Source organism: Terriglobus tenax (genome assembly GCF_025685395.1).
GTDB lineage: Bacteria > Acidobacteriota > Terriglobia > Terriglobales > Acidobacteriaceae > Terriglobus > Terriglobus tenax.
This window is the reverse complement of record NZ_JAGSYA010000004.1, coordinates 1140088-1162250: the sequence shown is the minus strand read 5'-3', so window position 1 is coordinate 1162250 and position 22163 is coordinate 1140088. Positions and strand designations below refer to the sequence as shown.

The window sequence follows — 22163 nt, the reverse complement described above, 5'->3', positions numbered from 1 at the left end:
TGTGCGAAAGCGCGGCCCGGGCTTATCTCACTACGGCGGCGGCAATTCCAATCTGTCCAAAGATAGAGGCGATGGATGTCAGTTGTTGGAGGATAGGCGTGGGATAGAGCTGTTCCGGCACGACTACGGTGTCTCCGGGGTAGAGTTTGACTGAATTGAAGTTATCGCCCCAGCTGCGGTTGTCCTTGCTGGTGACCGTTCCGTCAGCCCGAATGATGAAGGTATGCTTCCTGTCCGAGTTACGGTCCGGGCCGCCAGCCATGCGGAGAGCGTATTTGACGTTTGCTCCGGGCACGTAAAGTACGGAGTTCTGGCTATAGACCGATCCGATGATGGAGATGATCGCAGGGCGGTTGGCGACGGTGAAGACGTCACCATCTTCCAGTGGGATATCCGGGACATCCGCAAGATTCGAAGAACTGGGCTTGAAGCTAAGCAGGACCCGACCGGAGGCGCGCAGATCACGGATGCGGTTGAGTACATTCTGCTGTGTTGTTCGCAGAAGGGCGTCTGCGCTTTGATTGGAAGAGCTGAGCGCGCGATTGGTGGCGCTATGCTCCTGCTCGATCTGCAGCTTTGACAAATACTCCTCAAGGCGTGATTGCTGCTGAAAGCGTGTGGATTCGCGCTTGAGTTGCGAGGCGTACAGGTAGGCGTTGGGAGTCAGACCTCCGACGCGGATAAGCAGATGGCGAAGAGTCTCGCCCTTTTCGACGCTGTAGATTCCAGCATTGACGACTTCACCCTCCAGGCGCACATACTTCGTGCGATCCAGGATGGGTACCTGAAAGTCCGCCTGGGAAAAGATAGTGACGGTGTCATTCGGAAGCAGTTCGAGGTCGTCTGCGTCGTTGTGATCAAACACGAGTCTTCCCAGATGGAAGGGGATAAGCTCGTGCTTCAGCGTCGTCGCGTCGGTTCTCTCGATCACGGCATAGTTCCAATTGATTTCGGCTGCCGGAATCTGGACGACATTGAGTGGTGCCAGCGGCCGGCTTACGTTTTCGCGTCCTGTAAGCCGGGTAGACGTACCTGATGTGTTGGAGGAGCTTTGAACAGCAGACGAAGCTGTGCGATCTCCCGCGGAGACCTGGTCCATGGGAGTAAAGAAAGGTGTCGGAAGAGATTCCTTGGTTCTCCGCTGCCAGTAGTCAGGCGTCAGAAGGGACGCACGGTCCGGAATGATTTCATGCAGCCGCATTCCTTCGTGCCAGGCGAAGCGGCCGGGGGTTTCTACGTTGCCGCGGAGCGTAATTCCGGCACTGTAGCGGCGGGAGACGGTCCGAATACGAATCAGGTCGCCGTCACGAACCGGAATGGAGAGGCCAGCGCTGGTGAAGGACAGGTTGGTGACAACGCGCTCACGGTGGTCCTGGATGCGTTCCAGCGTTCCGACCTGCAGGGATGCCGTTGTATTGAAACCGCCGGCGTACTCGAGAACCTGCTGCAGGGTAGAAGTGTCCGTGGCTTCATAGATGGCCGGAACCTTCACGCTGCCCGACAAGGCGACACGAGGGCCAGCCGGAGGGATGTACAGGACATCGCCCGGAAGCAGGCGACTGTCATTGTTGGTATGGCCGTTAATGATCAGGTCATAAAGATCAAATGAGGAAACGGTCTTGCTTTCGCGGCGCAACTCGATGCGGCGCATGGAACCTTCAGAAGAAGGGCCGCCCGATGCAAAGATTGCATTGACCAGAGTTGAAAGGGAACTAACGGTATAAGCACCGGGCCGTTTTGCCGCGCCCAGAACAAAAATCTGGATGGCATGCAACTGGCCGAGCTGGGCGGAGAGTTCGTAGTTGCGGAACACACGGTCTACGCTGGATTTCAGATGACTCTCAAGCTCGGAATAACGAAGGCCTGCCACGTGCAGAGTTCCGACCCTGGGAAGAAAGATATCGCCGGCACGGTCAACGATAATCCTCTGGGTAATCGAAATAGAGCCCCAGATGCGTACGATGACCTCGTCTCCGGGAGCGATGACATATTCCGGTGTTACCGGGATATTGGAGACCGGGGAAAAGGTAGAGGGAGATTCGAAGAGGTTTTGCCCGAAGATCGGCAGCATCTGGCCTGTAGAGGCCTGCACCATCCGTTGAAAATCCGTAATAACCGGTGGCGGCGGCACCTGGGGCTGGAGCGGACGAAGATTCGTGGTCGGTGTCTGCTGGTCAGACGTGCGTCCTGAGGAACCGTTCTGCGTCGAGGTCGTGGTGTCACCCCAGGTGATATCGGGCAGATTGAATGAATCAGACGATGTTCCGTTCAGGTTCGTCCTGTTCTGGTTTGATCCATTCTGGTTTATGCCGTTTTGGTTGATGCCCGAAGTATTTCCGCTGCTATAGGGGTCGTTGCTTGATCCAGAATCATAACTCGATCCCGACGTCGAATTGCCGGAAGAGTTGGAGCCATTCTGGTTATCCGACTGGTCTGAAGGAAGAGTGGATTGCCCGAGCGAAGGTAAAGCAAAAGTGCAAGCCAAAACTGCTGTAAGGACGACCGGAGAGGCGAAGATTCTATTCATAAAATAGCGGAAGGCCACAAGGTTTCTCAACGGCAGGATATGCAATAACACCGTTGGGATTAGCATATAGCATTCGTTTTCAAGGTTGGCTGCAGAGCAGAGAGGTTGTTATGCCCGTTTCCAGTTGCCGTTTTGCGTTGAATTTGTTTCTGTTGTTTGCCGCGCCCGTCATAGGACTTGCCCAGCAAAAGGTACCGGCGGAGGTGAGAGCCTTGATTACTTCTCACCATGGCAAGGTCGCTGTCTATGCCAGGCAGCTAAATACGGGCAAGGTCATTGCGGTGGACGAGAATGAGCCGGTGCAGACGGCCTCGGTGATCAAGCTGTCGATGCTGTATGAGGCGATGGAGCAGATTCGCGACGGCAAGGCTCACTGGGACGAGAAGATTGTTCTGAAGCCGGGAGAAGCGGTTAGCGGCTCTGGCGTACTGGGGCTTCTGGATGCTCCCAAGGAACTGACACTGAAGGACGTTTTGACGCTGATGGTGATTTTGAGCGACAACACTGCGACCAACCTGGCGATTGACCGTTTTGGCGTAAAGGCCGTGAATGACCGCATGGCCGCGGTGGGGCTGAAGGATACCCATTTCTACAAGAAGGTGATGAAGCCGGCGACAGAGCCCATGCCGGCGGATCAGCCGAAGTTTGGCCTGGGAAAGACGACTGCGCGCGAGATGGCCGTGGTGATGGAGAAGATTGGCCGCTGCGATCTGGGCGGCCCGGCGCAGCCACAGGATGAGGCGATCTGCCAGACGGCGTTGACCATGCTGCGGAGCCAGTTCTATCGCAACACCATTCCGCGCTACCTGGAAACGCTGGATTCGAGTGAAGCCGGTTCCGCGATTGCCAGCAAAACAGGGTCTCTGAACGCCGTACGCAATGATGTGGCGATTGTGGCAGCGAAGTCCGGGCCGATCGTGCTGAGCATTTTTACCTGGCAGAATGAGGACAAGAGCTGGACGACGGATAACGAAGGCGAAAGCACGGTGGCGCACATTGCACGGGCGATTGTGAAGGAGTGGTCGCCGGATGGGCTGGACGGCCGCCAGATGAAACCGGGATTGGGGCTGAAGTAGTAGATTAGAAGTATTCCCCGTCTAACATTTCAGGTGGTCATGCAGGACGAGCAACAAACGATCCAGACGAAGCAGTCATCCCGCCAGGTAACGGGCTGGATTCGCGACTTCATGATTTCGATCGCGATATCGGCGTTCATCATCATCTTTCTCTACCAGCCTGTGGTGGTGGAAGGAACGTCGATGCTGCCACGGCTCGAAGACCAGGACCGCTTGTTCATCAACAAGATTGCATATCGTGTTGGACAGATTCATCGCGGTGATGTGGTGGTCTTCAACTATCCGCGCGACCCTTCGAAGAGCTACATCAAGCGCGTGATTGCGCTGCCGGGCGACACGCTTGAGATTCGTCATGGGCGTGTGTATGTGAATGGCTACATGGTGCCGGAGCCTTATGTGCCGGCCCGCTACCGGGACGAGCGCTCGTTATCACAACAGATGATTGACCCCGGACAGTACTGGGTGATGGGCGACCATCGTTCGGTCTCAAGCGACAGCCGTGACTTTGGCGCTGTGGACCGTAAGTTCATCTATGGCAAGGCCGTGCTGGTCTTCTGGCCTTTTGATCAACTGGGCGTCGTGCACTAAAACATTTCCGCTCACATTGTGCGTCGTATTTTGACGCGAAGGCAACCCTTTCCAAAAGACAACCCTTTCCTTCTGAAGTTGCATCCTTTTGCCATCCCGGTTTCCGGGCTGCGTCGCGACTGGTTAACGCGCGCAAACGGTTCCAGATGCATATGTGCGTCTGCGTTCCGGATACCCAGTACGGACCAGGGGGAGACCTCATTCCCCAAGCCCAGACACGAAGCGGGCTCTCCTGGTGCGGTTCTATTTGGAGGCAAGGTGATGAGCAATCTGAAATGGATGGTGCGAGCGGCTGCGCTTGTAGCCTTCGCGCTTGCAATGCCGGTGATGGTGCTGGCGCAGTATCGTGCCGGCCTGCAGGGCACGGTGACGGACACCGATGGCGCGGTAATTCCGAATGCAAAGATCAAGCTGGTGGACAAGGCGACGAACCGTACGCTGGAGACGACATCGAGCGCAGAAGGGACCTATTCGTTTCCGCGTCTTGCGCCTTCGAACTACAGCATGACGGTTGAGGTGACTGGCTTTGTGAAGCAGGAGCTTGCGAACGTCACGATCCAGGGCGAGACAACGACCGGTCTGGATGTGAAGATGCAGGTCGGCGCCATTACCGAGACGGTGGAAGTGACCGATGCGACGCCACTGATCAATACGCAGAATGCGCAGGTGGGAGGCACCATCTCCACGCAACAGATTCAATCGCTGCCTTCGAACGGGCGCGATCCGTTCCAGTTGTTGCAGCTTGCTCCAGGCATGTTTGGCGACTCGTCTCGCAACAGCGGTGGCGGCGCGAATAATCTTCCTGGCAATGCCGGACCTGGCGGAGCTGGAACGACGAGCAGCGTTTTCCAGGCGGAGAACCAGGTGCAGGTCAGTGCCAACGGCACACGAAATATCTCCAACAATATGCAGATTGATGGCGTCTCCGTGAACAGCCTTGCATGGGGTGGCGCCGCGGTGATCACACCGAACGAGGAGAGCGTGAAAGAGGTTCGTGTCTCTGCCAATCCGTATGACGCGGAGAGTGGTCACAATAGCGGTGGCCAGGTGCAGGTCGTATCGAAGGGGGGATCGAATGACTGGCATGGCAGCGGCTTCTTCAAGATGCACCGCCCGGGTTTGAATGCCTACCAGAAGTACAACGGGCCCAATAACTCGCCCGTGCAGCGTGATGCTAACCGCTTCAACCAGTTTGGCGGCAGCGTGGGTGGGCCGATCTGGAAGAACAAGATCTTCTTCTTCTTTTCGTATGAGACGCTGCGCAACAACGGCACCAGCTTTGGCAACGGATGGTATGAGACACCGCAGTTTATTCAGACGCTGGCCAGCCGTAAGCCGAACGGCATCGGCACGCGACTCTATAACTACCAGGGCATGGGTGTGTCGTACAGCGCGGTCAGCGGACAGAACTGCGCGTCGATCGGCTTGAGCGCCTCCAGCTGCCGCGATGTAGCGGGAGGTCTTGACCTGGGATCACCGACGAACACCGCACTTGGCACACCTGACCCGACGTATGTCAGCAGCGGAACGCCGGGTATTGGCGGCGGCTTTGATGGTGTTCCGGATATTTTCAACGTACAGACCGTGAACCCGACGCGCAGCACAGCGCAGCAGTTCCAGGGGCGCGCGGACGCTCAGATTACGCAGCATGACCTGCTGACATACACCATGTACTGGGTTCCTGTGAACACGGTGTCGTATAACGGGCCGGTACGTTCTGCGAACCTGTGGAACAACAACCGTTTGAACTACACGGCCGCCGTGGTGTGGAACCATACCTTCAGCCCGACGCTGGTGAATGAAGCGCGCGGCAATGTGACACGCTGGTACTTCAACGAACTGACCTCGAACCCGCAGGAACCGTGGGGGCTGCCCACGCTGACGACGGACACACCAGGTACTCTGACTGGAGGTATCCAGCCAGCAGGGGCTCCGGGACCGGGCATTTTCTATCAGACGACATATAACTTCCGTGATGTGATGACGAAGACGATAGCGTCGCACACCATCAAGGCCGGCGCCGATCTCTACTGGGAGCAGGACAACGATGTACAGTCCGGCGCTGCCCGTCCGCAGTACTTCTTCCGTAACCTGTGGGATGTGGCCAACGATGTTCCGTATCGTGAGACCGGTAACTTCGATCCGCGCAATGGATCGCCGACAGCGAATAAGAAGTACATTCGTTCGAATATCTGGGCAGGCTTTATTCAGGATGACTGGAAGGTGCTGCCGAATCTGACCATCAACGCCGGTCTGCGCTGGGAGTACTACAGTCCTGTGCGTGAGAAGTACGGCAACATCAGCAACGTGGTCCTTGGGCAGGGCAGCGCTCTTCTGACGGGAGCTTCTATTCGCGTGGGTGGCGATCTGTACCAGGCCTCGAAGAACAACTGGGGTCCGCAGATTGGCTTCGCCTTTACGCCGAAGACGGCGTGGAGCAAGCCGCTGGTGATTCGCGGTGGCTTCGGTATTGGCTATAACCGTATGCAGCAGGCCATTACACTGAATGGCCGCGCGAATCCTCCGCTGGTGACGAGCCTGACGCTGCAGTGCTCGGATGTGAATGCACGTACGGGTTGCGGCGACATTCTGTACCAGACGCCCAGCAGCCCGACCTCGTTTGATGGATATCCTTCAAACCCGGCGGCGCGGCAGACCTTTGATGCCAACGGTCTGCCAACGACGGGAACCGCTCTGACGCTGACAGGCTTCCCGAGCTTTATTCCTACGCCGGTGACCTATGGCTACTCCATGACGGTGAGCCAGGATTTGGGTGCAAACTGGGTGGCGACCTTTGGCTATCAGGGAAGCAGCACGCGGCATTACACGCGCCAGTTGAACCTGAACTGGAACTATCCCAACATTCGCAATGCTCGCGTCCAGAACATGTATTACTACGTGAACGATGCCAATGCGAACTTCAACGCCGGATGGGCCGAGATCAATCACCGCTTCTCGCGCATGTTCGATATCGATGCGCAGTATCGCTATGCGAAGTCGATGGACACTGGCTCAAACGATTATTTTATCGGCGAGTATCCGTATGATATCCGCTATGCCACGGGCCCTTCGGATTATGACGTGAAGCACAACGTGAAGCTGTATGGTACCTTCCGTCCGGTGCTCTTCCGTGGCAATAACTGGCGTGAAAAGGTTGCGGGTAACTGGGAGTTCAGCGGCATTATGAACTGGCATAGCGGTTATCCGTGGCAGCCGGTCTACTCCAACTATGCCGGGAACGTGGTGTACAACGGCAGCGGTTACAGCACGCTGCGCGCCGGCGGATACCGTGGCGGTGCAGGCAGCAGCCAGAGCAACGACGCCTTCCGGAACGGAAGCAACTATTCCGGTGGAGCATTGAATTACTTCACCCTTCCGAACTACACGGCAGGGTCTGGCATTCCGCCTGCTCCTGGCGTGGGCCGCAACAGCCTGCGCGGTCCGGGATACTTCAACCTGGATATGGCGGCGCAGAAGGGCTTCGGTCTGCCGAAGTGGGGCTTTCTGGGTGAGAATGCGAAGTTCGTGATTCGCGCGGATTTCTTCAACATCCTGAACAAGCTCAACCTGAATCCGACGAGCATCTCAAACTCCATCAGTTCGGACGGAGTTACGTCGAATCCGCAGTTCGGCATAGCGCAGAGCGCTCTTGGGGCACGTGTGATTGAGTTTACGGGCCGCTTCAACTTCTAACCCACAATGCAGAAACGCCGCGACGGGTATTTACCGTCGCGGCGCTGTTCTACGTCTTACCTTCGTAAGGAGAAGTATGCGTCGCTGGATCTCATCTCTGTCGGTTCTTGCTCTTGCTGCCGCAGCCTCTTTGCCTGCGCAGGATTTTGAGCAGGTTGTTGTCGATGCCCATCAGCAGGGAAGGCCGTTGCGCCATTTCTGGGAGGAGATGTTCGGCTCGGGTCGCGCCATCCTTACGCTGCGCGACAGCTACCGGCAGGACATGCGCACGGTAAAGAAGGCCACTGGTTTTACCTACGTCCGGCCGCACGGCATCTTCATGGACGAGGTCGGTGTGTATGACGTCGACGCGCAGGGCAAGCCGGTCTATAACTTCTCCTACGTGGACCAGATCTACGATGGCTTGCTGGATGAGGGAGTAAAGCCGTTTGTCGAACTGAGCTTTATGCCGAAGAAGATGGCGGCCGATCCGAACCAGCTTCATGCCTTCTGGTACAAGCAGAACATCTCTCCACCTAAGGACTACGCGCAATGGGACGACATGATGCGGGCGTTTGCGACGCACCTTGTCGACCGCTATGGCATTGAAGAAGTATCTACCTGGTACTTCGAGGTGTGGAACGAACCGAACCTTGATTTCTGGGGTGGCAAGCCTTCCATGCCTACCTATTACGAGCTGTATGACCATACGGTGCGCGCGCTGAAGTCGGTGAACGAGCATCTCCGCGTTGGTGGACCTTCCACCGCGCAGGCGGCGTTCACCACGGAGTTCCTGGCGCACTGCAAGGAAGCCGGGGTTCCGGTGGACTTTGTCTCCAGCCACATCTACGCGAACGATACGGCGAAGGATGTCTTCAAGACGGACGAGCAGATTCCCCGTGACCGCATGGTGTGCCGGTCGGTGAAGAAGGTGCATGACGAGATTGCCGCGTCGGCGTTTCCGCAGACGCCATTCATCCTGAGTGAGTACAACGCCAGTTATGCCAACGAGCCGAATGTGACCGATTCGGTATACATGGGCCCGTGGATGGCTGATACGATTCGCCAGTGCGATGGCATGGTGGACATCATGAGCTACTGGACCTTCTCCGATGTGTTTGAGGAGCAGGGCGTGGTGAAGACTCCGTTCTACGGCGGCTTTGGTTTGATTGCGGAGCGTGGTATTCCCAAGCCGGCATTCAATGCGTATGTTCTTCTGCATAAACTGGGCGATCGTCGTCTGGATGTGGACAGCGAGAGTGCCCTGGCGACGAAGACGAAGTCCGGCGCGCTGGAGATTGCGTTATGGAATTACGCACCGCCGGAAGGAACCGGAGCATCGTATACAAAGGAAACCTATGCCGGCGCCGAGAAGACCTTCGAGGTACAGTTGAAGGGCAAAACGGCAGCCACGGCGACCGTGTGGCGTGTGGATGCCAATCACGGCAACGTGGTGAAGGCGTATGACGAAATGGGCCGGCCAGCGACGCCGACCCGGTTACAGATCGCGGCACTGAGGAAAGCCGGCGCCCTGGCCGCGCCGGAAAGGCTTGCAGTGAAGAATGGCAAGCTGACGGTGCATGTCCCGGCGCGCGGCCTGGCGCTGGTGGAGATTCGTTGAACCGGAGAGACGCGCTGAAACTGGTGGCCGCGGGAGCGGCTGGGTTGGGACTGAGTACGGAGGCGCATGCCTTTCCCTTTGGCAGCACCAGGAAACGCGAGCTGACTGCACCGCAGGACGCGTTTCTGGAGGAGCTGACACAGGCGGGCTGCCGCTACTTCTGGGACGAGGCAAGCGAAAAGACTGGCCAGGTGAGGGATCGCGCCATGGCGCAGATTCCTTCGTCGCATGGCAAAGAGACACGCCGCGCTTCAAGCATTGCTGCCACCGGCTTTGGCCTGACGGCATTGTGCATTGCGGACTGGCGGGGGTATCTGCCGCGCAACGACATCCGTCAGCGTGTGCTGCACACCCTGCAGTGGCACTGGGAACAGATGCCGCACGAGCACGGTTTTTTCTATCACTACAACGATATGGAAACGGGGGCCCGTTTTTTCAAGTGCGAGCTCTCGTCCATCGACACCTGCATCTTCTTGTGCGGTGCCCTGATGGCGCGCGAATACTTCAAGAACACGCCGGGTATCGGTGCTCAGATTGCAGAACTGGCCACGAAGATCTACGACCGTGTGGATTTTCCGTGGATGCTGAACAAGGAGACACAGTTCAGCATGGGATGGACCCCGGAGTTCGGCTTCCTGGCCGTGCGCTGGCAGCATTACTGCGAGCTGATGATGCTGGTGCTGCTGGCGATCGGCTCGAACACTCATCCGGTAGACGGCATTTTCTGGCAGTACTTTCGGCGGCCCATTGTCAGCTATGACGGTATCCGCTACATCAGCGGGCCGGACCCTTTATTTACGCACCAGTTTTCACATGCGTGGTTCGACTTTCGCAATGTGCGCGACAAGTACGCCAACTATTTTGACAACTCGATTGCCGCGACCAAGGCGCACAAGGCGTTCTGCCTGTCGATGAAGCACTGGTACAACGAGGATTACTGGGGGGTGACGGCGTCCGACTCGCAGCGTGGTTACCAGGCCTGGGGAGGTCCGCCGGAGTTGGGACATATTGACGGCAGTGTGGTGCCATGCGCGACGGCCGGCTCCGTGGCATTTCTTCCGCAGGATTGTGTGCGTGTGCTGATGTCACTCCGGCAGAAGTATGGCAAGGACGCCTGGGGCAGGTATGGCTTTACGGACGCCTTCCGGCCATCTGCGCATTGGTTCAATCCGGACGTATTGGGCATCGACCAGGGAATTGGCGTTCTGATGGCGGAAAACCTGCGGACCGAGATGATCTGGGCCACGTTTATGCAGGCCGACGAGATCCGGCTGGCGATGGTGAAGGCTGGTCTGACGGCTAGATGACACCAAATGGGTAACTAAAGTATGGTTACCTGTGTTATCTTTTAGGTAACACTTCAGCAAGCCTTTCCCACTCGCCGCGCGTTCCCTTATGTAATTGCGTCCTGAGTTAAGTGTCGTGTACCGTACCGATGGCTGAACGATCGTCTTCGACGCGCAGGCAGCAGAGGGCCAGAATTGCTGAAGCTTCTCTCGAGGTCAGGCCCCCGTGCTGTCTCTTAGCTCTTTCTCTCCCCTCTGGAAATGCCTCTGCGTGCTTCCGTTTGTGTTTACTGCTGCTTCTTCGTTGGCGCAGGTCTACCAGTTTCCTTCAGCAGTGGCCGCGGGAACTGGGAATGATAGTCAAACGATCACGGTCCCGATTACCTCCAATGGCACGTTGAGTGGAATCACTGTGGGAACACAGGGACTCTCGGGATACGATTTTTCCCTGGCTACGGGTGGCAGCTGTTCTACCGGCCTGAGTTATGTTGCCGGGCAAAGCTGCACGGTTGCGGTGAGGTTTGCTCCTGCTGCCCCGGGTGTGCGGCAGGGCGCCATTGTGCTGAAAAGCGGGAGCGGCCAGGTGATGGGCCGTGTGCTGTTGAGCGGTACAGGTTCCGGTCCGCTGGTGGCATGGCTGCCGGGGACAATGTCCACGGTGGTGGGCAACGGAAACTGGATCTATCAGGGCGACAACATGGCTGCGACGGCCTCCACGCTGTACCTGCCGCAGGGGCTGGTGGTGGATGCGGCGGGCAACCTGTATGTCACAGACACGCAGAGCAACCGCGTTCGCCGGGTCGATGCGCAGACGAAGCTTATCTCGACGATTGCCGGCAATGGGACGACCGGGTATGTGGGTGACAATGGCCTGGCCACGGGAGCGGCTCTCAATAACCCGACCGGCCTGGCGCTGGATGGCGCCGGCAACTTGTATATCGCGGACAGCTTTGTGAATGCCGTGCGCGTTGTCGACCTGTCGACCGGCATCATCCGGACGATTGCCGGCAACGGAGCACCTGGGTATACGGGCGATGGTGGGCAGGGAACCGCGGCCATGCTGAACGGACCGAACGGTCTGGCGGTCGATCCCGTGGCGGGCGTGCTTTACATTGCCGACACCGGCAACAACGTGGTGCGGAAGCTGGATCTGGCAACCGGCGTGATTACGACATTTGCGGGTACGGGAGCAGCAGGGTACAGCGGTGATGGCGGCCTGGCGACCTCGGCCCAACTTAACGGTCCATGGGGGCTTGCGGTGGCGGCTGACGGCCATGTCTGCATCGCCGATCAGAACAATCACATGATCCGCTGCGTTACCGGCGGCACCATGCAGCGCGTTGCAGGCGGCACGACTCCGGGGTATTCCGGTGACGGCGGTTCGGCGCTGAGCGCAGTTCTGAACTATCCTTCCGCTCTGTTGTTTGATGCTGCGGGGAACCTGCTCATCTCCGACGCCAGTAATAACCGTGTGCGCCGTATCAATGCCGCTACTGGCGTGATAGAGACGATTGCGGGTAACGGTGGACAGTCTGCCGTGGGTGATGGTGGCCCTGCGAATCTTGCGCAGATCTACGGTCCGTACTCCCTGGCGCTGGATGGTTTTGGCAACCTGTATATCGCGGATATGTTCCACAACCGTATCCGCAAGATCACGACCAACTCCGCGAAGATGGCCTTTGCGGATATCCGTGTGGGTCGTACCTCACCGACGCAGAACATCACGGTGGAGAACTCTGGCAACAGCTCGTTGACGATTACCAGCGTCGAGACAGATGCGAACTCTTCGCTGGATGGGACGACCACAACCTGCGCAACCAACACGGTTCTTGCTTCCTCCGCGAGTTGCGTTGTGGGGGCGCAGTTTGCTCCGACAGTAGTCGGCAGCCCGATTACAGCAACCATCGCCGTACATTCAGCAGCCATCAACGATCCGGCTCTGCTGACGCTGAGTGGCAACTCGTTGACGCTTGATCCGACGACGACAACACTGACCTCCAGCGCAAATCCGTCGGCAGTGGGCACGTCGGTGACCTTCCGCGCAACGGTGCAGAGCAGCGGAAGCAATGTACCTACTGGAACAGTGACCTTCAAGGACGGTTCCACCACGATTGGCACCGGAACGCTTGCGGCTGGTGTCGCGGCGTTCTCCACCAGCACGCTGACACTGGGCAGCCATTCCATTACGGCCAGCTATGCGGGAGATACGGCGAACAATCCCAGTGTCTCCGCCGCGCTGACGCAGGTGGTGAAGCAGGGCGCTACGGTTTCGGTGGGGTCGAGCCTGAATCCGTCCGTAGTGAAGCAGCAGGTAACCTTCACGGCGACGGTGACTTCGGCGGGCACTCCTACCGGCAGCGTGACCTTTCAGGACGGATCGACCAATCTGCAGATCGTGGCACTGAACGGCGCGGGTGTGGCGCAGTTGACGATCGATACGCTGACCGTCGGATCGCATGGCATCAAGGCCATCTACAGCGGCGATACCAACACGATGACCGCAACTTCCAGCACGCTGACGCAGACGGTCAACAAGGATTCGAGCACGACAACACTGGCGGCTGCACCGCCCTCCATCAAAGCTGGAGAGCCGCTGACACTGACAGCGACGGTGACCAATGGCGGCCAGGTGGATGTGACCGGCACGGTGACCTTCCGGGATGGATCGACGACGCTGGGAACGGGGACACTGAATGCCAGCGGCATTGCGACCCTGACGACCTCTGCGCTGGGTGGCGGATCGCACGCGCTGACAGCTGTCTATGCTGGCGACACGAATAACAGTGGCAGCACGTCGACGGCGCTGAGCTACTCGGTGGACAAGATTGGCACGACGACGCTGCTTTCCGCGACCTCGACGACTCTGGATGCGGGATCGTCATTGACGATCTCGGCAACGGTATCGCCGGCGCAGACTACGGGCGGCACGGTGACCGGAACGGTGACCTTTTACGATGGCGCGGTTGTTCTGGGAACGGCAACGGTTCCGGCCAACGGCGTGGCGCAGTTGACCACGACGGCGCTGGGGGTAGGACCGCATACGCTGACGGCCAGTTACGGTGGCAGCACCAACTACAACACCAGTACTTCGAACGGCTTTACGGTGACGGTCCGCCAGGCGACGACCTCGGTTGTACTGACGAGCAGCGGCTCGCCTGCAATTGCCGGCAGCGTGGTGACCTTCTCCTTTGTGGTGACAGGTTCGGGCGGTGTTCCCTCGGGCACGGTGCTGCTCTATTCGGACGGGGTGCAGATTGGTGCATCGACACTGAATGGTGCGGGAAGAGGAATATTCCAGAGCTCAACGCTGAGTGTTGGTTCCCATGTGATTACCGCCGAGTACACCGGCAATGCGAATAATGGTAGTGCGACATCCAATCCGCTTACCCAGGTGATTCAGCAGGCCACCAGCCGGTTGGCGCTCTCGGCCAGCGTGAACCCGGTGGTCAGCGGACAGCCGGCGGTGTTAACTGTAACAGCGACCAGCAACGGCGGCGTACCGACCGGCCAGGTGCAGTTCCTGGATGGCGGTGTGTTGCTGGGCTCGTCGACACTGAGCGGTAGTGGTGTCGCAAGCTTGCCGGTCTCAACGCTGCCGCCGGGCGTTCATACAATTACCGCGACGTATGCGGGCGACACGAAGTATCAGTCAGCCACCTCCAACGTGCTTTCGCTTACGGTACTGCAGGCCATTACGGTGGGCATTGCTTCTGATAACAATCCATCGATTGCCGGACGCACGGTGAACTTTACAGCGACCGTTACTGGTGGCAATAACCTGACAGGGGCTATCACCTTCCGGGATGGTTCGCAGCCGCTTGGAACCGTGCAGTTGCAGGGCGGGGTGGCAGTGCTGCCGGTGGCCAATCTCTCCGTTGGAACGCACAGCATTACGGCCAACTATAGCGGCGACAGCGCCAACGCGGCTGCCAGCTCCGCGGCGGTGCAGCAAATCGTGCGTGCGGCGACGACGACTGTCATTGCGACTCCCAGCGCTTCAACGCTGGTTTATGGAACGCCACTCACCATGCAGGTGCAGGTGACTGGCAATGGTGGCGCGGTGACAGGCCAGGTAACGCTGCTGGATGGGGCACAGGCGTTGGGTACGGCAACGTTGACAAATCTTAGCACCGCCAGCTTCATCAACTCATCGCTCGCCATTGGCAACCATACACTGACGGTAAGCTACGCCGGCGACGCGAACAATACGGCCGCTGTCTCCGGTGCCGTGCAGGTGCTGGTGCGGCAGAACAGCCAGGTGGCTCTTGCCTCCAGTCTGAACCCTGCATTGACGGCGGACATGGTTGTCTTCACTGCCAAAGTAACCAATGTAGATGGCAAGCCGACCGGGTCGATCTCGTTCCTGGACGGCGGATCGCTGCTGGGTTCGACGGCGCTGGACGCTAACGGCAACGCGAGCTTCTCAAGCGCAGTGCTGGCGGCCGGTACGCATACGATTACAGCGCAGTACAGCGGCGATACGCTGAACGTGGGCAGTACGGCCAGCCTGTCGCAGCAGATTGCGCTGCGGCCTACGACCACCGGTCTGACTGCGTCAAAGAACTCCACGCAGACCGGGGATCCGGTAACGCTGGTGGCGGTGATTCGCGGAACCGGGCCAGTGCTGCCGACCGGTATGGTGACCTTCACCTCGGGTGCATCGGTACTCGGCTCAGCCAGGGTGGATGCAAATGGCCTGGCGACGCTGACGCTGACGCCAGCCGCGGGAAGCTACCAGGTGGTGGCGACCTATGGTGGCGACGCACTGTACGCGGGCTCGATTTCATCGGCAACCGGGCTTGCGATTGCGCAGGCTGAGCAGTTCACGCTGACCCTGTCGCCCTCTACGGTGAAGCTAAGCAGTGGTGATCACACGACCGTGACGTTGAGCGTGGCCTCGAAGAATGGCTTTGCGGATACGCTGAGCCTTGGTTGTGCTGGCCTGCCGTTTGCTGTGACCTGCACCTTCTCGTCACCGACGGTCAAGCTGGCGGCCAATGGATCACAGCAGGTACAGATCACGGTGGACACGGGCACTCCGCTGGGAGCGGGAGCGCAGGCAAGTGTGCGTGGAAACGATACGGCGGTGCTTGCGACGCTGCTGTGGCCGGGTGCTGCCATGCTTGGAGTGCTGGGCCTGGGGATGCGCAAGCGTCGCCGGATGCTGGGCGGTCTGCTGATGGCGCTGGCGATGATCGGCGTGATTGGCTCGGCGACCGGCTGCGGATCGCTGCATGTGAATACGACGCCTGCCGGCTCCTACACCTTCCAGGTGACGGGTGTGGGAACGACGAGCGGTGCAACTGAGGCTGTGAATGTAAGCCTGACGGTGGGGCAGTAAGATGCGGCGTTGGATTGCTGTGATCGCGGCCTTTCTGTGCAGTGCTGTTGCCGGTGCCCAGGCGATTCCTGCGGGAGTCGGCCCGGGCCCGCATGTGATGGTGGGTGGCGGCTACAGCCTGTTTGACTCAGACTACGGGAAGCGCAAGCTGGGCGGCGTAACGCTGTGGGCGGATGCGAATGTGACCTATCGCTGGGGACTGGAAGCCGAGGCCCGCTGGCTGCGCCAGAACAAGGACTTCAATGGGAGCGACCAGTCAACGTACCTGGCGGGGCCGCGCTACACCGTCATGACACACAGCCTGCGCCCCTATGCCAAGGCGCTGGTCGGCGTAGGGCACTTCAACTTTCCCTTTGGCTATGCAAACGGCAACTACTTCGTGGTTGCTCCGGGCGGCGGCGTGGAGTGGCACCATAAGCGGTTCGCCGTGAAGCTGGTGGATGTGGAGTACCAGATGTGGCCGCAGTTCTCCTACGGCTCACTGCATCCGTACGGGGTTTCCGCGGGCATTACGTTCAAGCTGTGGCAGGGACGCTCGTACATGACCGAACGCTAAATCATTCTCTAGCGTGCTTCCTGCGTAAGCTCTGCTTCGCGCAGGAAGTCATAGCTGGCCGATGGGTTGGGATGGATATTGGTCACACGGCGTGAATGGATGACGGTGTTGTCCAGGTACCAGAGGTTCACGCCCGCGGCGTCTTCGGCCAGGATTTGCTGGATGCGCACATAGAGGACACGGCGCTTTGCCTGGTCGGGCTCAATGGCGGCGCTGGCGATAAGCGCGTCGACTGCGGGGTTGCTGTAGTGGCCGCGATTGGCTCCCTTGGGAGGGAAGCTCTTCGTCGATGCAGTGTAGCGGAAGATGTCGGGGTCTTCGTTTGATCCGATCCAGCGCAGGCCATAGATCTGGAACGCTCCCTTGGTCACATCCGCGTAGAAGGTGCCGAACTCATTCGAACGCAGTTGAAGGTCAATCCCCACACCACGTAGCTGCTGCTGCAGAATAGCCGCGAGCAGACGCGTTGTCTCGTCGGTCGAGGTCTTCATCGTCAGCGTAAGGCGTGTACCGTCGGCCTTGGCAGGGAAGCCTGCGGAGTCCAGCAGCCTGCGTGCGCGGTCTGGATTGAAGCTGAAGTCGGGTAGCTCGGTTGCTGTGGCCTGCGCCCAGTGTCCATTCGGTAGAAGGGATGCAGCGGGACGAGCGTGATCGCGGAAGAGCGCGTGGATGACGGGTGCGCGGTCAATGGCGAGGGCAATGGCCTGCCGGACTTCGCGACGCTTCAACAGGGGGTCCGTGCAGTTGAAGTTGATGTAGTTGAGGATGGAGCCGGGACCGACGTCGATGACGATGTTCTTCTCGTTGCGCATCGCCCATACCATGTCCTGCGTGATGACATTGGAGGCGATGTCGGCGGAGCCTTTGCGCAGTTCGAGCGCTGTGGTGACGGCATCCGGAATCACGGCGAAGCGGATGCGTTCAAGCTTCGGCACGCCGGACCAGCTCTGCGGATTTCGTTCGAGGACGACGTCTTTATCCACTACCTGCGAGATGAAGCGGAAGGGACCGCTGCCGATGGGTGCGTTGCCCAGTTCTTTACCACTGCCGCGCGGCACGATGCCGAAGAGTCCGTCTGAGAGATTGAAGAGCAGCGAGGCGTCAGGCTGTTTCAGATGCATCACCAGCGTGTAATCATCCGGTGTTTCGACACTGGTGATGGAGTTCAGACTTGCGCCCTTGCTGGTGACAAGAGAGCCATCCTGCAGCGAGCGGATGGTGTAGGCCACATCCTCGGCCTGCAGCGGGCGGCCGTCGTGAAAGGTGACGCCGTGGCGGATGTGGAAGACCATGCGCGTGGGCTCGGGCTGCTGCCAGCTCTCGGCGATCCATGGTTGCGGGTTGAAGTGGTCGTCCTTGCGCACCAGCGGATCGAAGATCAGAGCACCAATGCGTTCGGACTGTGCATCGGTGCCGATGCGCAGGTCAAGGTTATTGGGGCTGGACTCGATGACCATGACAACGGTGTTGGGTTCCGGCTTCGAGTGACAGCCGGTGAGAGGTAGCAGTGCTGCGAGAACGAGAAAGGCAGATTCCTTCGCTGCGCTACGGAATGACAAACCAAAAAAGCGGATCTTTGGCTTGCTAAACATGCGTGATCCTGCCGAGGATGACCGGACGCGATGCTCCAGTGGCGGAGGGCACGTTGCCTGGCAGATGGTGCCATGTGAGCCATGCCAGCAGAGCGAAGGCGGCTGCCTCCTTGGCTTCGGCGGGCAGGCCGAAGTCTTCAATGGCGGCGAAGGTGATGCCCAGAGGTTCCAGCCGTTCGCGCAGCATGCGCATCAGCGTGGCGTTCTTCGCTCCGCCGCCGGCGGCGATGTAGTCCGTGCCTGTGGCCAGCGGAGCGTTGGTGCCGAGGTGAGGCCATACAAAGGTGCGGTAGGCATGCGCGATGGTTTCGGCTGTGAGAGCGGTGGCAGTGGCGATGATGTCCTCGCTGCGCGCCTTGCCTGCAAGCTTCATCAGCTTGTCGACGAAGACGATGCCGTACTGCTCGCGCCCGGTGGACTTCGGCGGAGCGGCTGCGTAGTAAGCGTCACGCATCAGCGCATTGACCACGGGCTGCAGTACGATGCCACGCTTCGCGGTGGCTCCGTTGCGGTCATACTTCTTCTGGAAGAGCCGCTGCATGAGAGCGTCCACGACCATGTTGGCCGGGCCGGTGTCGAAGGCAAGCAGCTTGCCTGCATCAGAACCGGCGGGGATAGCCGAGAGGTTGGCGATGCCGCCAAGGTTCTGCAGGATGCGATTGCGTTTCGCGTGCGCGAAGAGTGTGTAGTCGAGCATCGGCACCAGCGGAGCAGCGTGGCCTCCTGCGGCCATGTCCGCAGGGCGGAAGTCGCTGACGATGGGAAGACGTAAGCGTTCGGCAAGGCAGCTGGCTTCGCCGAACTGCCAGGTGCAGCGCAGCGGCGTGCCCAGATATTTTTCCGGCACGCCCTGGTGATAGACCGTCTGACCGTGGACGCCAACGAGCGAGGCTTTGAGTTTGTTCTCTGCCAGCGTCTCCGCGATGCATTCTGCATAGACCTCGCCCAGACGCCAGTGCAGGCGTGCCATCTCTGCGGCGGAGATGGACTGAGCGTCCATGGCCGCGAGCACTGCGGAGCGTAACGGTTTTGCGTAAGGGAAGCTCTTGTGTGCGAGAAGCTTGAGCTTTGGAGCTGCTTTGCCCGGCGTGATGCGAACAATGGCGACGTCGACGCCGTCGGCCGAGGTGCCGGACATGACGCCGGCTACGTTGAGGGGTTGTGGTTCCGAACCCACCCTGGCGTTGCGAGGGTGGGGCACCCGGGGTAAATTTCTCACTGTCCCTCCAGTTCTCGTTTCAACTCGTCGAGCAGTTGCAGCGCCTGCATCGGTGTCAGGGAGTTGATGTCGGTCTCCTGCAGGCGGTCGACAATCTTCTGCGAGAGCGGCGTGAAGATGGTCATCTGCAGCGATGCCTGTTGCGGTGCAGGCGACGCCCCGCGGACGGAGGCTGTTTCGGCCTTTTCATGTAGCCGAAGCACATCGCGGGCGCGGTCGATCACGGTTTGCGGCAGGCCGGCGAGGCGTGCCACCTCGATGCCGTAGCTCTTGCTCGCAGGTCCGCGTTCGACGGCGTGCAGAAAGACGATACCGGTGGATGTTTCCTTGCAGGCGACACGCAGGTTTTCGAGCCGGGTGAGCTGCTCGCCCAACAGTGTGAGCTCATGATAGTGCGTGGCAAAGAGCGTGCGTGCGCCGATGCGGTTATGCAGATGCTCGACTGTCGCCCATGCCAGTGAAAGGCCGTCGTAGGTGGCGGTGCCACGGCCCATCTCGTCCAGCAGCACCAGCGAGCGTGCGGTAGCAGTATTCAGAATGGCGGCAGTCTCCGTCATCTCCACCATGAAGGTGGAGCGCCCGCGCGAGACGTTGTCACTTGCGCCGATGCGGGTATACACGCGGTCGACCAGCGAGAGGTGCATTCTCTCCGCCGGAACAAAGCAGCCCATCTGCGCCATGATGACCAGCAGCGCCGCCTGACGCAGATACGTCGACTTGCCACCCATGTTTGGTCCTGTGATCAGCAGCAGCGACGGGCCTTCCGCGCCATTGAGATGCAGAGAGTTCGGATGGAAGCGTCCGCTGCCTGCAAGCTCAAGACGCCGCTCGACCACAGGATGGCGTCCGTTGACGACCTCATACAGGCTGCCTTCGGCCTCAATCTGGGGGCGAACGTAGTTGCGCAGAGCGGCCAGGTGAGCGAAGCTGGCCATCAGGTCCATCTCGGCGACGCGGCGTGCGGTTTCTTTCAGCCTGTGTGCGGCGGCAAGCACGGTCACACGCAGTTCGGCAAAGATACGCTTCTCGATCTCGACCGAGCGTTCATGCGCCGTAAGAATCTTGGTTTCGTATTCCTTCAGCTCGGGCGTGGTGAAGCGCTCGGCGTTGACCAGCGTTTGCTTGCGCTCGTAGTCGGCAGGCACGTTGGCCAGGTTCGACTTGGTGATCTCAATGTAATAGCCGAAGACCGAGTTGTAGCGCACCTTAAGGGAGCCGATACCGGTACGTTCGCGTTCGCGCTCTTCAATGGCGGCAATGGATTGGCGGCCGGACTGCGAGAGGCCGCGCAACTCATCGAGCTCGGCGTCTTTGCCTGCGCGGATAAAGTTGCCGTCGGCCAGTGTGACCGGAGGCTCGTCCGCGATGGTGTTGGATATGGCCGCGTAGATGTCGGTCAGTGCGTCAAAGCTCTGCACCAGCGTTTGCCAGCCTTCGGTGTGGAAGGCCGCAGCCTCGGCCAGAACCGTGGGCAACGCACCCAGCGTGCGACCGAGTGCAAGCAGGTCGCGCGGTCCGGCAGAGTCCATGGAGACGCGAGCCAGCAGGCGTTCTAGGTCGAGCACCTCATCCAGAGCGCGGCGCAGTTGCTCGCGCAGGCGGAGGGAGCTGACAGCTTCGCCAACGGCGTCAAGGCGGCGATTGATCGCCACGGCGTCGGCCATGGGGCGCAGCAGGCTGGCACGCAGAAGGCGCTTGCCCATCGGCGTGGAGCAGGCGTCCAGCGCGTGGAAAAGCGTGCTTTCGATGCCTTCCTGCGTCCACAGCGGATCGACCAGCTCGAGGTTGCGGACGGAGACGGTGTCGAGTTCGAGGGAGCTGCCGCGCTGGTAGTACTTCAGGCCGTCCAGGTGTTGCAGTTCGCCCTGCTTGGTGCTGCGAACATAATGCAGCAACGCACCGGCGGCCACGGCGGCGGCGGTGTGCCCGGCCAGACCATAGCCATCCAGCGAGTGGGCATGGAAGTGGTTCTGCAGCAGCGGCAGGGAGTAATCGCTTGTGAAGACCCAGTCTTCGACCGGGGTGCGTGTGCGAACCTCGAGGCCGGGAAGGTCGGCTTCGTCTTCGGCCAGCAGACCCGCCTTGCCGGGATGGAAGCCTTCGGGTAGTACCAGCTCCACCGGGCGCAGGCGGGCCAATTCATCGAGCGCGAGCAGCAGGGAATCGGAGCCACGGAATTCCGTCGCGCGGAAGTCGCCGGTCGAGAGGTCGAGCGCGGCGACGCCGAAGGCATCTTTACCAACGGGTGCAAGGCTGGCGAGGAAGTTGTTTTCAGCCGAGCCAAGCGAGGGGTCAAGCGCCGTGCCCGGAGTCAGCACGCGGACGACTTCGCGGCGGACGATGCCTTTGGCCGCCTTGGGGTCTTCCATCTGCTCGCACAGGGCAATGCGATAGCCCTTGCGCAGCAGGCGCTGAATATAGGTTTCGGCGGCATGGTAAGGAACGCCGCACATGGGCTGTGTTCTCTGCTTGTCGCGGGCGGTAAGGGTAAGCTGCAGCTCGCGCGAGACCTTGATAGCGTCGTCGTAGAACAGCTCGTAGAAATCGCCCATGCGGAAGAAGATCAGGCAGTCCGGATGTGCCTGCTGTGCGGCGGTGTACTGCCGCATGAAAGGGGTCATCGTGCTCTGTGTCGTCTCGCTCACCGGAGCCTTCAGGATACTTGCCCAGCCCTGTGCATTTCCG

At 59.6% G+C, this 22163-nt stretch carries 11 protein-coding genes; 7 read left to right on the top strand and 4 right to left on the bottom strand.

The window, feature by feature from the left end; translation table 11 throughout:
• Positions 1-22 precede the first annotated feature (22 nt).
• A complete protein-coding gene (locus OHL13_RS10295; RefSeq protein ID WP_263410038.1) occupies positions 23-2485 on the bottom strand; it encodes an SLBB domain-containing protein in 2463 nt (820 codons plus the stop codon).
• Between the two features lie 245 nt (positions 2486-2730).
• On the opposite strand from OHL13_RS10295, the gene OHL13_RS10290 reads away from it, so the two are divergent.
• From OHL13_RS10290 to OHL13_RS10260, 7 genes are all read left to right on the top strand, one after another.
• Entirely contained in the window at positions 2731-3603 is an 873-nt protein-coding gene (locus tag OHL13_RS10290; RefSeq protein ID WP_263410037.1) for a serine hydrolase, read from the top strand.
• A 39-nt stretch (positions 3604-3642) separates the two neighbouring features.
• Positions 3643-4191, top strand: a complete 549-nt coding sequence (lepB, locus tag OHL13_RS10285; protein WP_263410036.1) for a signal peptidase I — start codon at positions 3643-3645, stop codon at positions 4189-4191.
• A gap of 261 nt (positions 4192-4452) precedes the next feature.
• Entirely contained in the window at positions 4453-7884 is a 3432-nt protein-coding gene (locus tag OHL13_RS10280; RefSeq protein ID WP_263410035.1) for a TonB-dependent receptor, read from the top strand.
• A 76-nt stretch (positions 7885-7960) separates the two neighbouring features.
• Complete coding sequence (locus OHL13_RS10275) at positions 7961-9484, top strand: GH39 family glycosyl hydrolase (RefSeq protein WP_263410034.1); 1524 nt, start codon at positions 7961-7963, stop codon at positions 9482-9484.
• Positions 9481-10791, top strand: coding sequence for a glucoamylase family protein (locus OHL13_RS10270; protein WP_263410033.1), 1311 nt, complete (start codon positions 9481-9483; stop codon positions 10789-10791). Before OHL13_RS10275 ends, OHL13_RS10270 begins: the two co-directional genes overlap by 4 nt.
• A 250-nt stretch (positions 10792-11041) precedes the next feature.
• On the top strand, positions 11042-16111 hold the full coding sequence (locus OHL13_RS10265) for an Ig-like domain repeat protein (protein ID WP_263410032.1): 5070 nt from the start codon (positions 11042-11044) through the stop codon (positions 16109-16111).
• Between the two features lies 1 nt (position 16112).
• Positions 16113-16667 (top strand): porin family protein, encoded by a 555-nt coding sequence (locus tag OHL13_RS10260; RefSeq protein ID WP_263410031.1) that lies wholly within the window; start codon positions 16113-16115, stop codon positions 16665-16667.
• A gap of 8 nt (positions 16668-16675) precedes the next feature.
• Here the strand turns inward: OHL13_RS10260 and OHL13_RS10255 are convergent, their stop codons facing one another.
• Genes OHL13_RS10255 through mutS form a run of 3 tightly spaced genes read right to left on the bottom strand, consistent with a single transcriptional unit; the run spans position 16676 to position 22099 of the window.
• On the bottom strand, positions 16676-18226 hold the full coding sequence (locus OHL13_RS10255; RefSeq protein WP_263410030.1) for an ABC transporter substrate-binding protein: 1551 nt from the start codon (positions 18224-18226) through the stop codon (positions 16676-16678).
• 25 nt (positions 18227-18251) lie between these two features.
• Positions 18252-19460, bottom strand: coding sequence for an anhydro-N-acetylmuramic acid kinase (locus OHL13_RS10250; RefSeq protein WP_263410029.1), 1209 nt, complete (start codon positions 19458-19460; stop codon positions 18252-18254).
• 14 nt (positions 19461-19474) lie between these two features.
• Positions 19475-22099 (bottom strand): DNA mismatch repair protein MutS, encoded by a 2625-nt coding sequence (gene mutS / locus OHL13_RS10245; RefSeq protein ID WP_263411644.1) that lies wholly within the window; start codon positions 22097-22099, stop codon positions 19475-19477.
• Positions 22100-22163 lie beyond the last annotated feature (64 nt).

Bases quoted from the DNA above. Each gene is read 5' to 3' on its own strand.
- lepB (WP_263410036.1), top strand. From the start codon at position 3,643: ATGCAGGACGAGCAACAAACGATCCAGACGAAGCAGTCATCCCGCCAG.
- OHL13_RS10280 (WP_263410035.1), top strand. From the start codon at position 4,453: ATGAGCAATCTGAAATGGATGGTGCGAGCGGCTGCGCTTGTAGCCTTC.
- OHL13_RS10275 (WP_263410034.1), top strand. From the start codon at position 7,961: ATGCGTCGCTGGATCTCATCTCTGTCGGTTCTTGCTCTTGCTGCCGCA.
- OHL13_RS10260 (WP_263410031.1), top strand. From the start codon at position 16,113: ATGCGGCGTTGGATTGCTGTGATCGCGGCCTTTCTGTGCAGTGCTGTT.
- mutS (WP_263411644.1), bottom strand. From the start codon at position 22,099: ATGACCCCTTTCATGCGGCAGTACACCGCCGCACAGCAGGCACATCCG.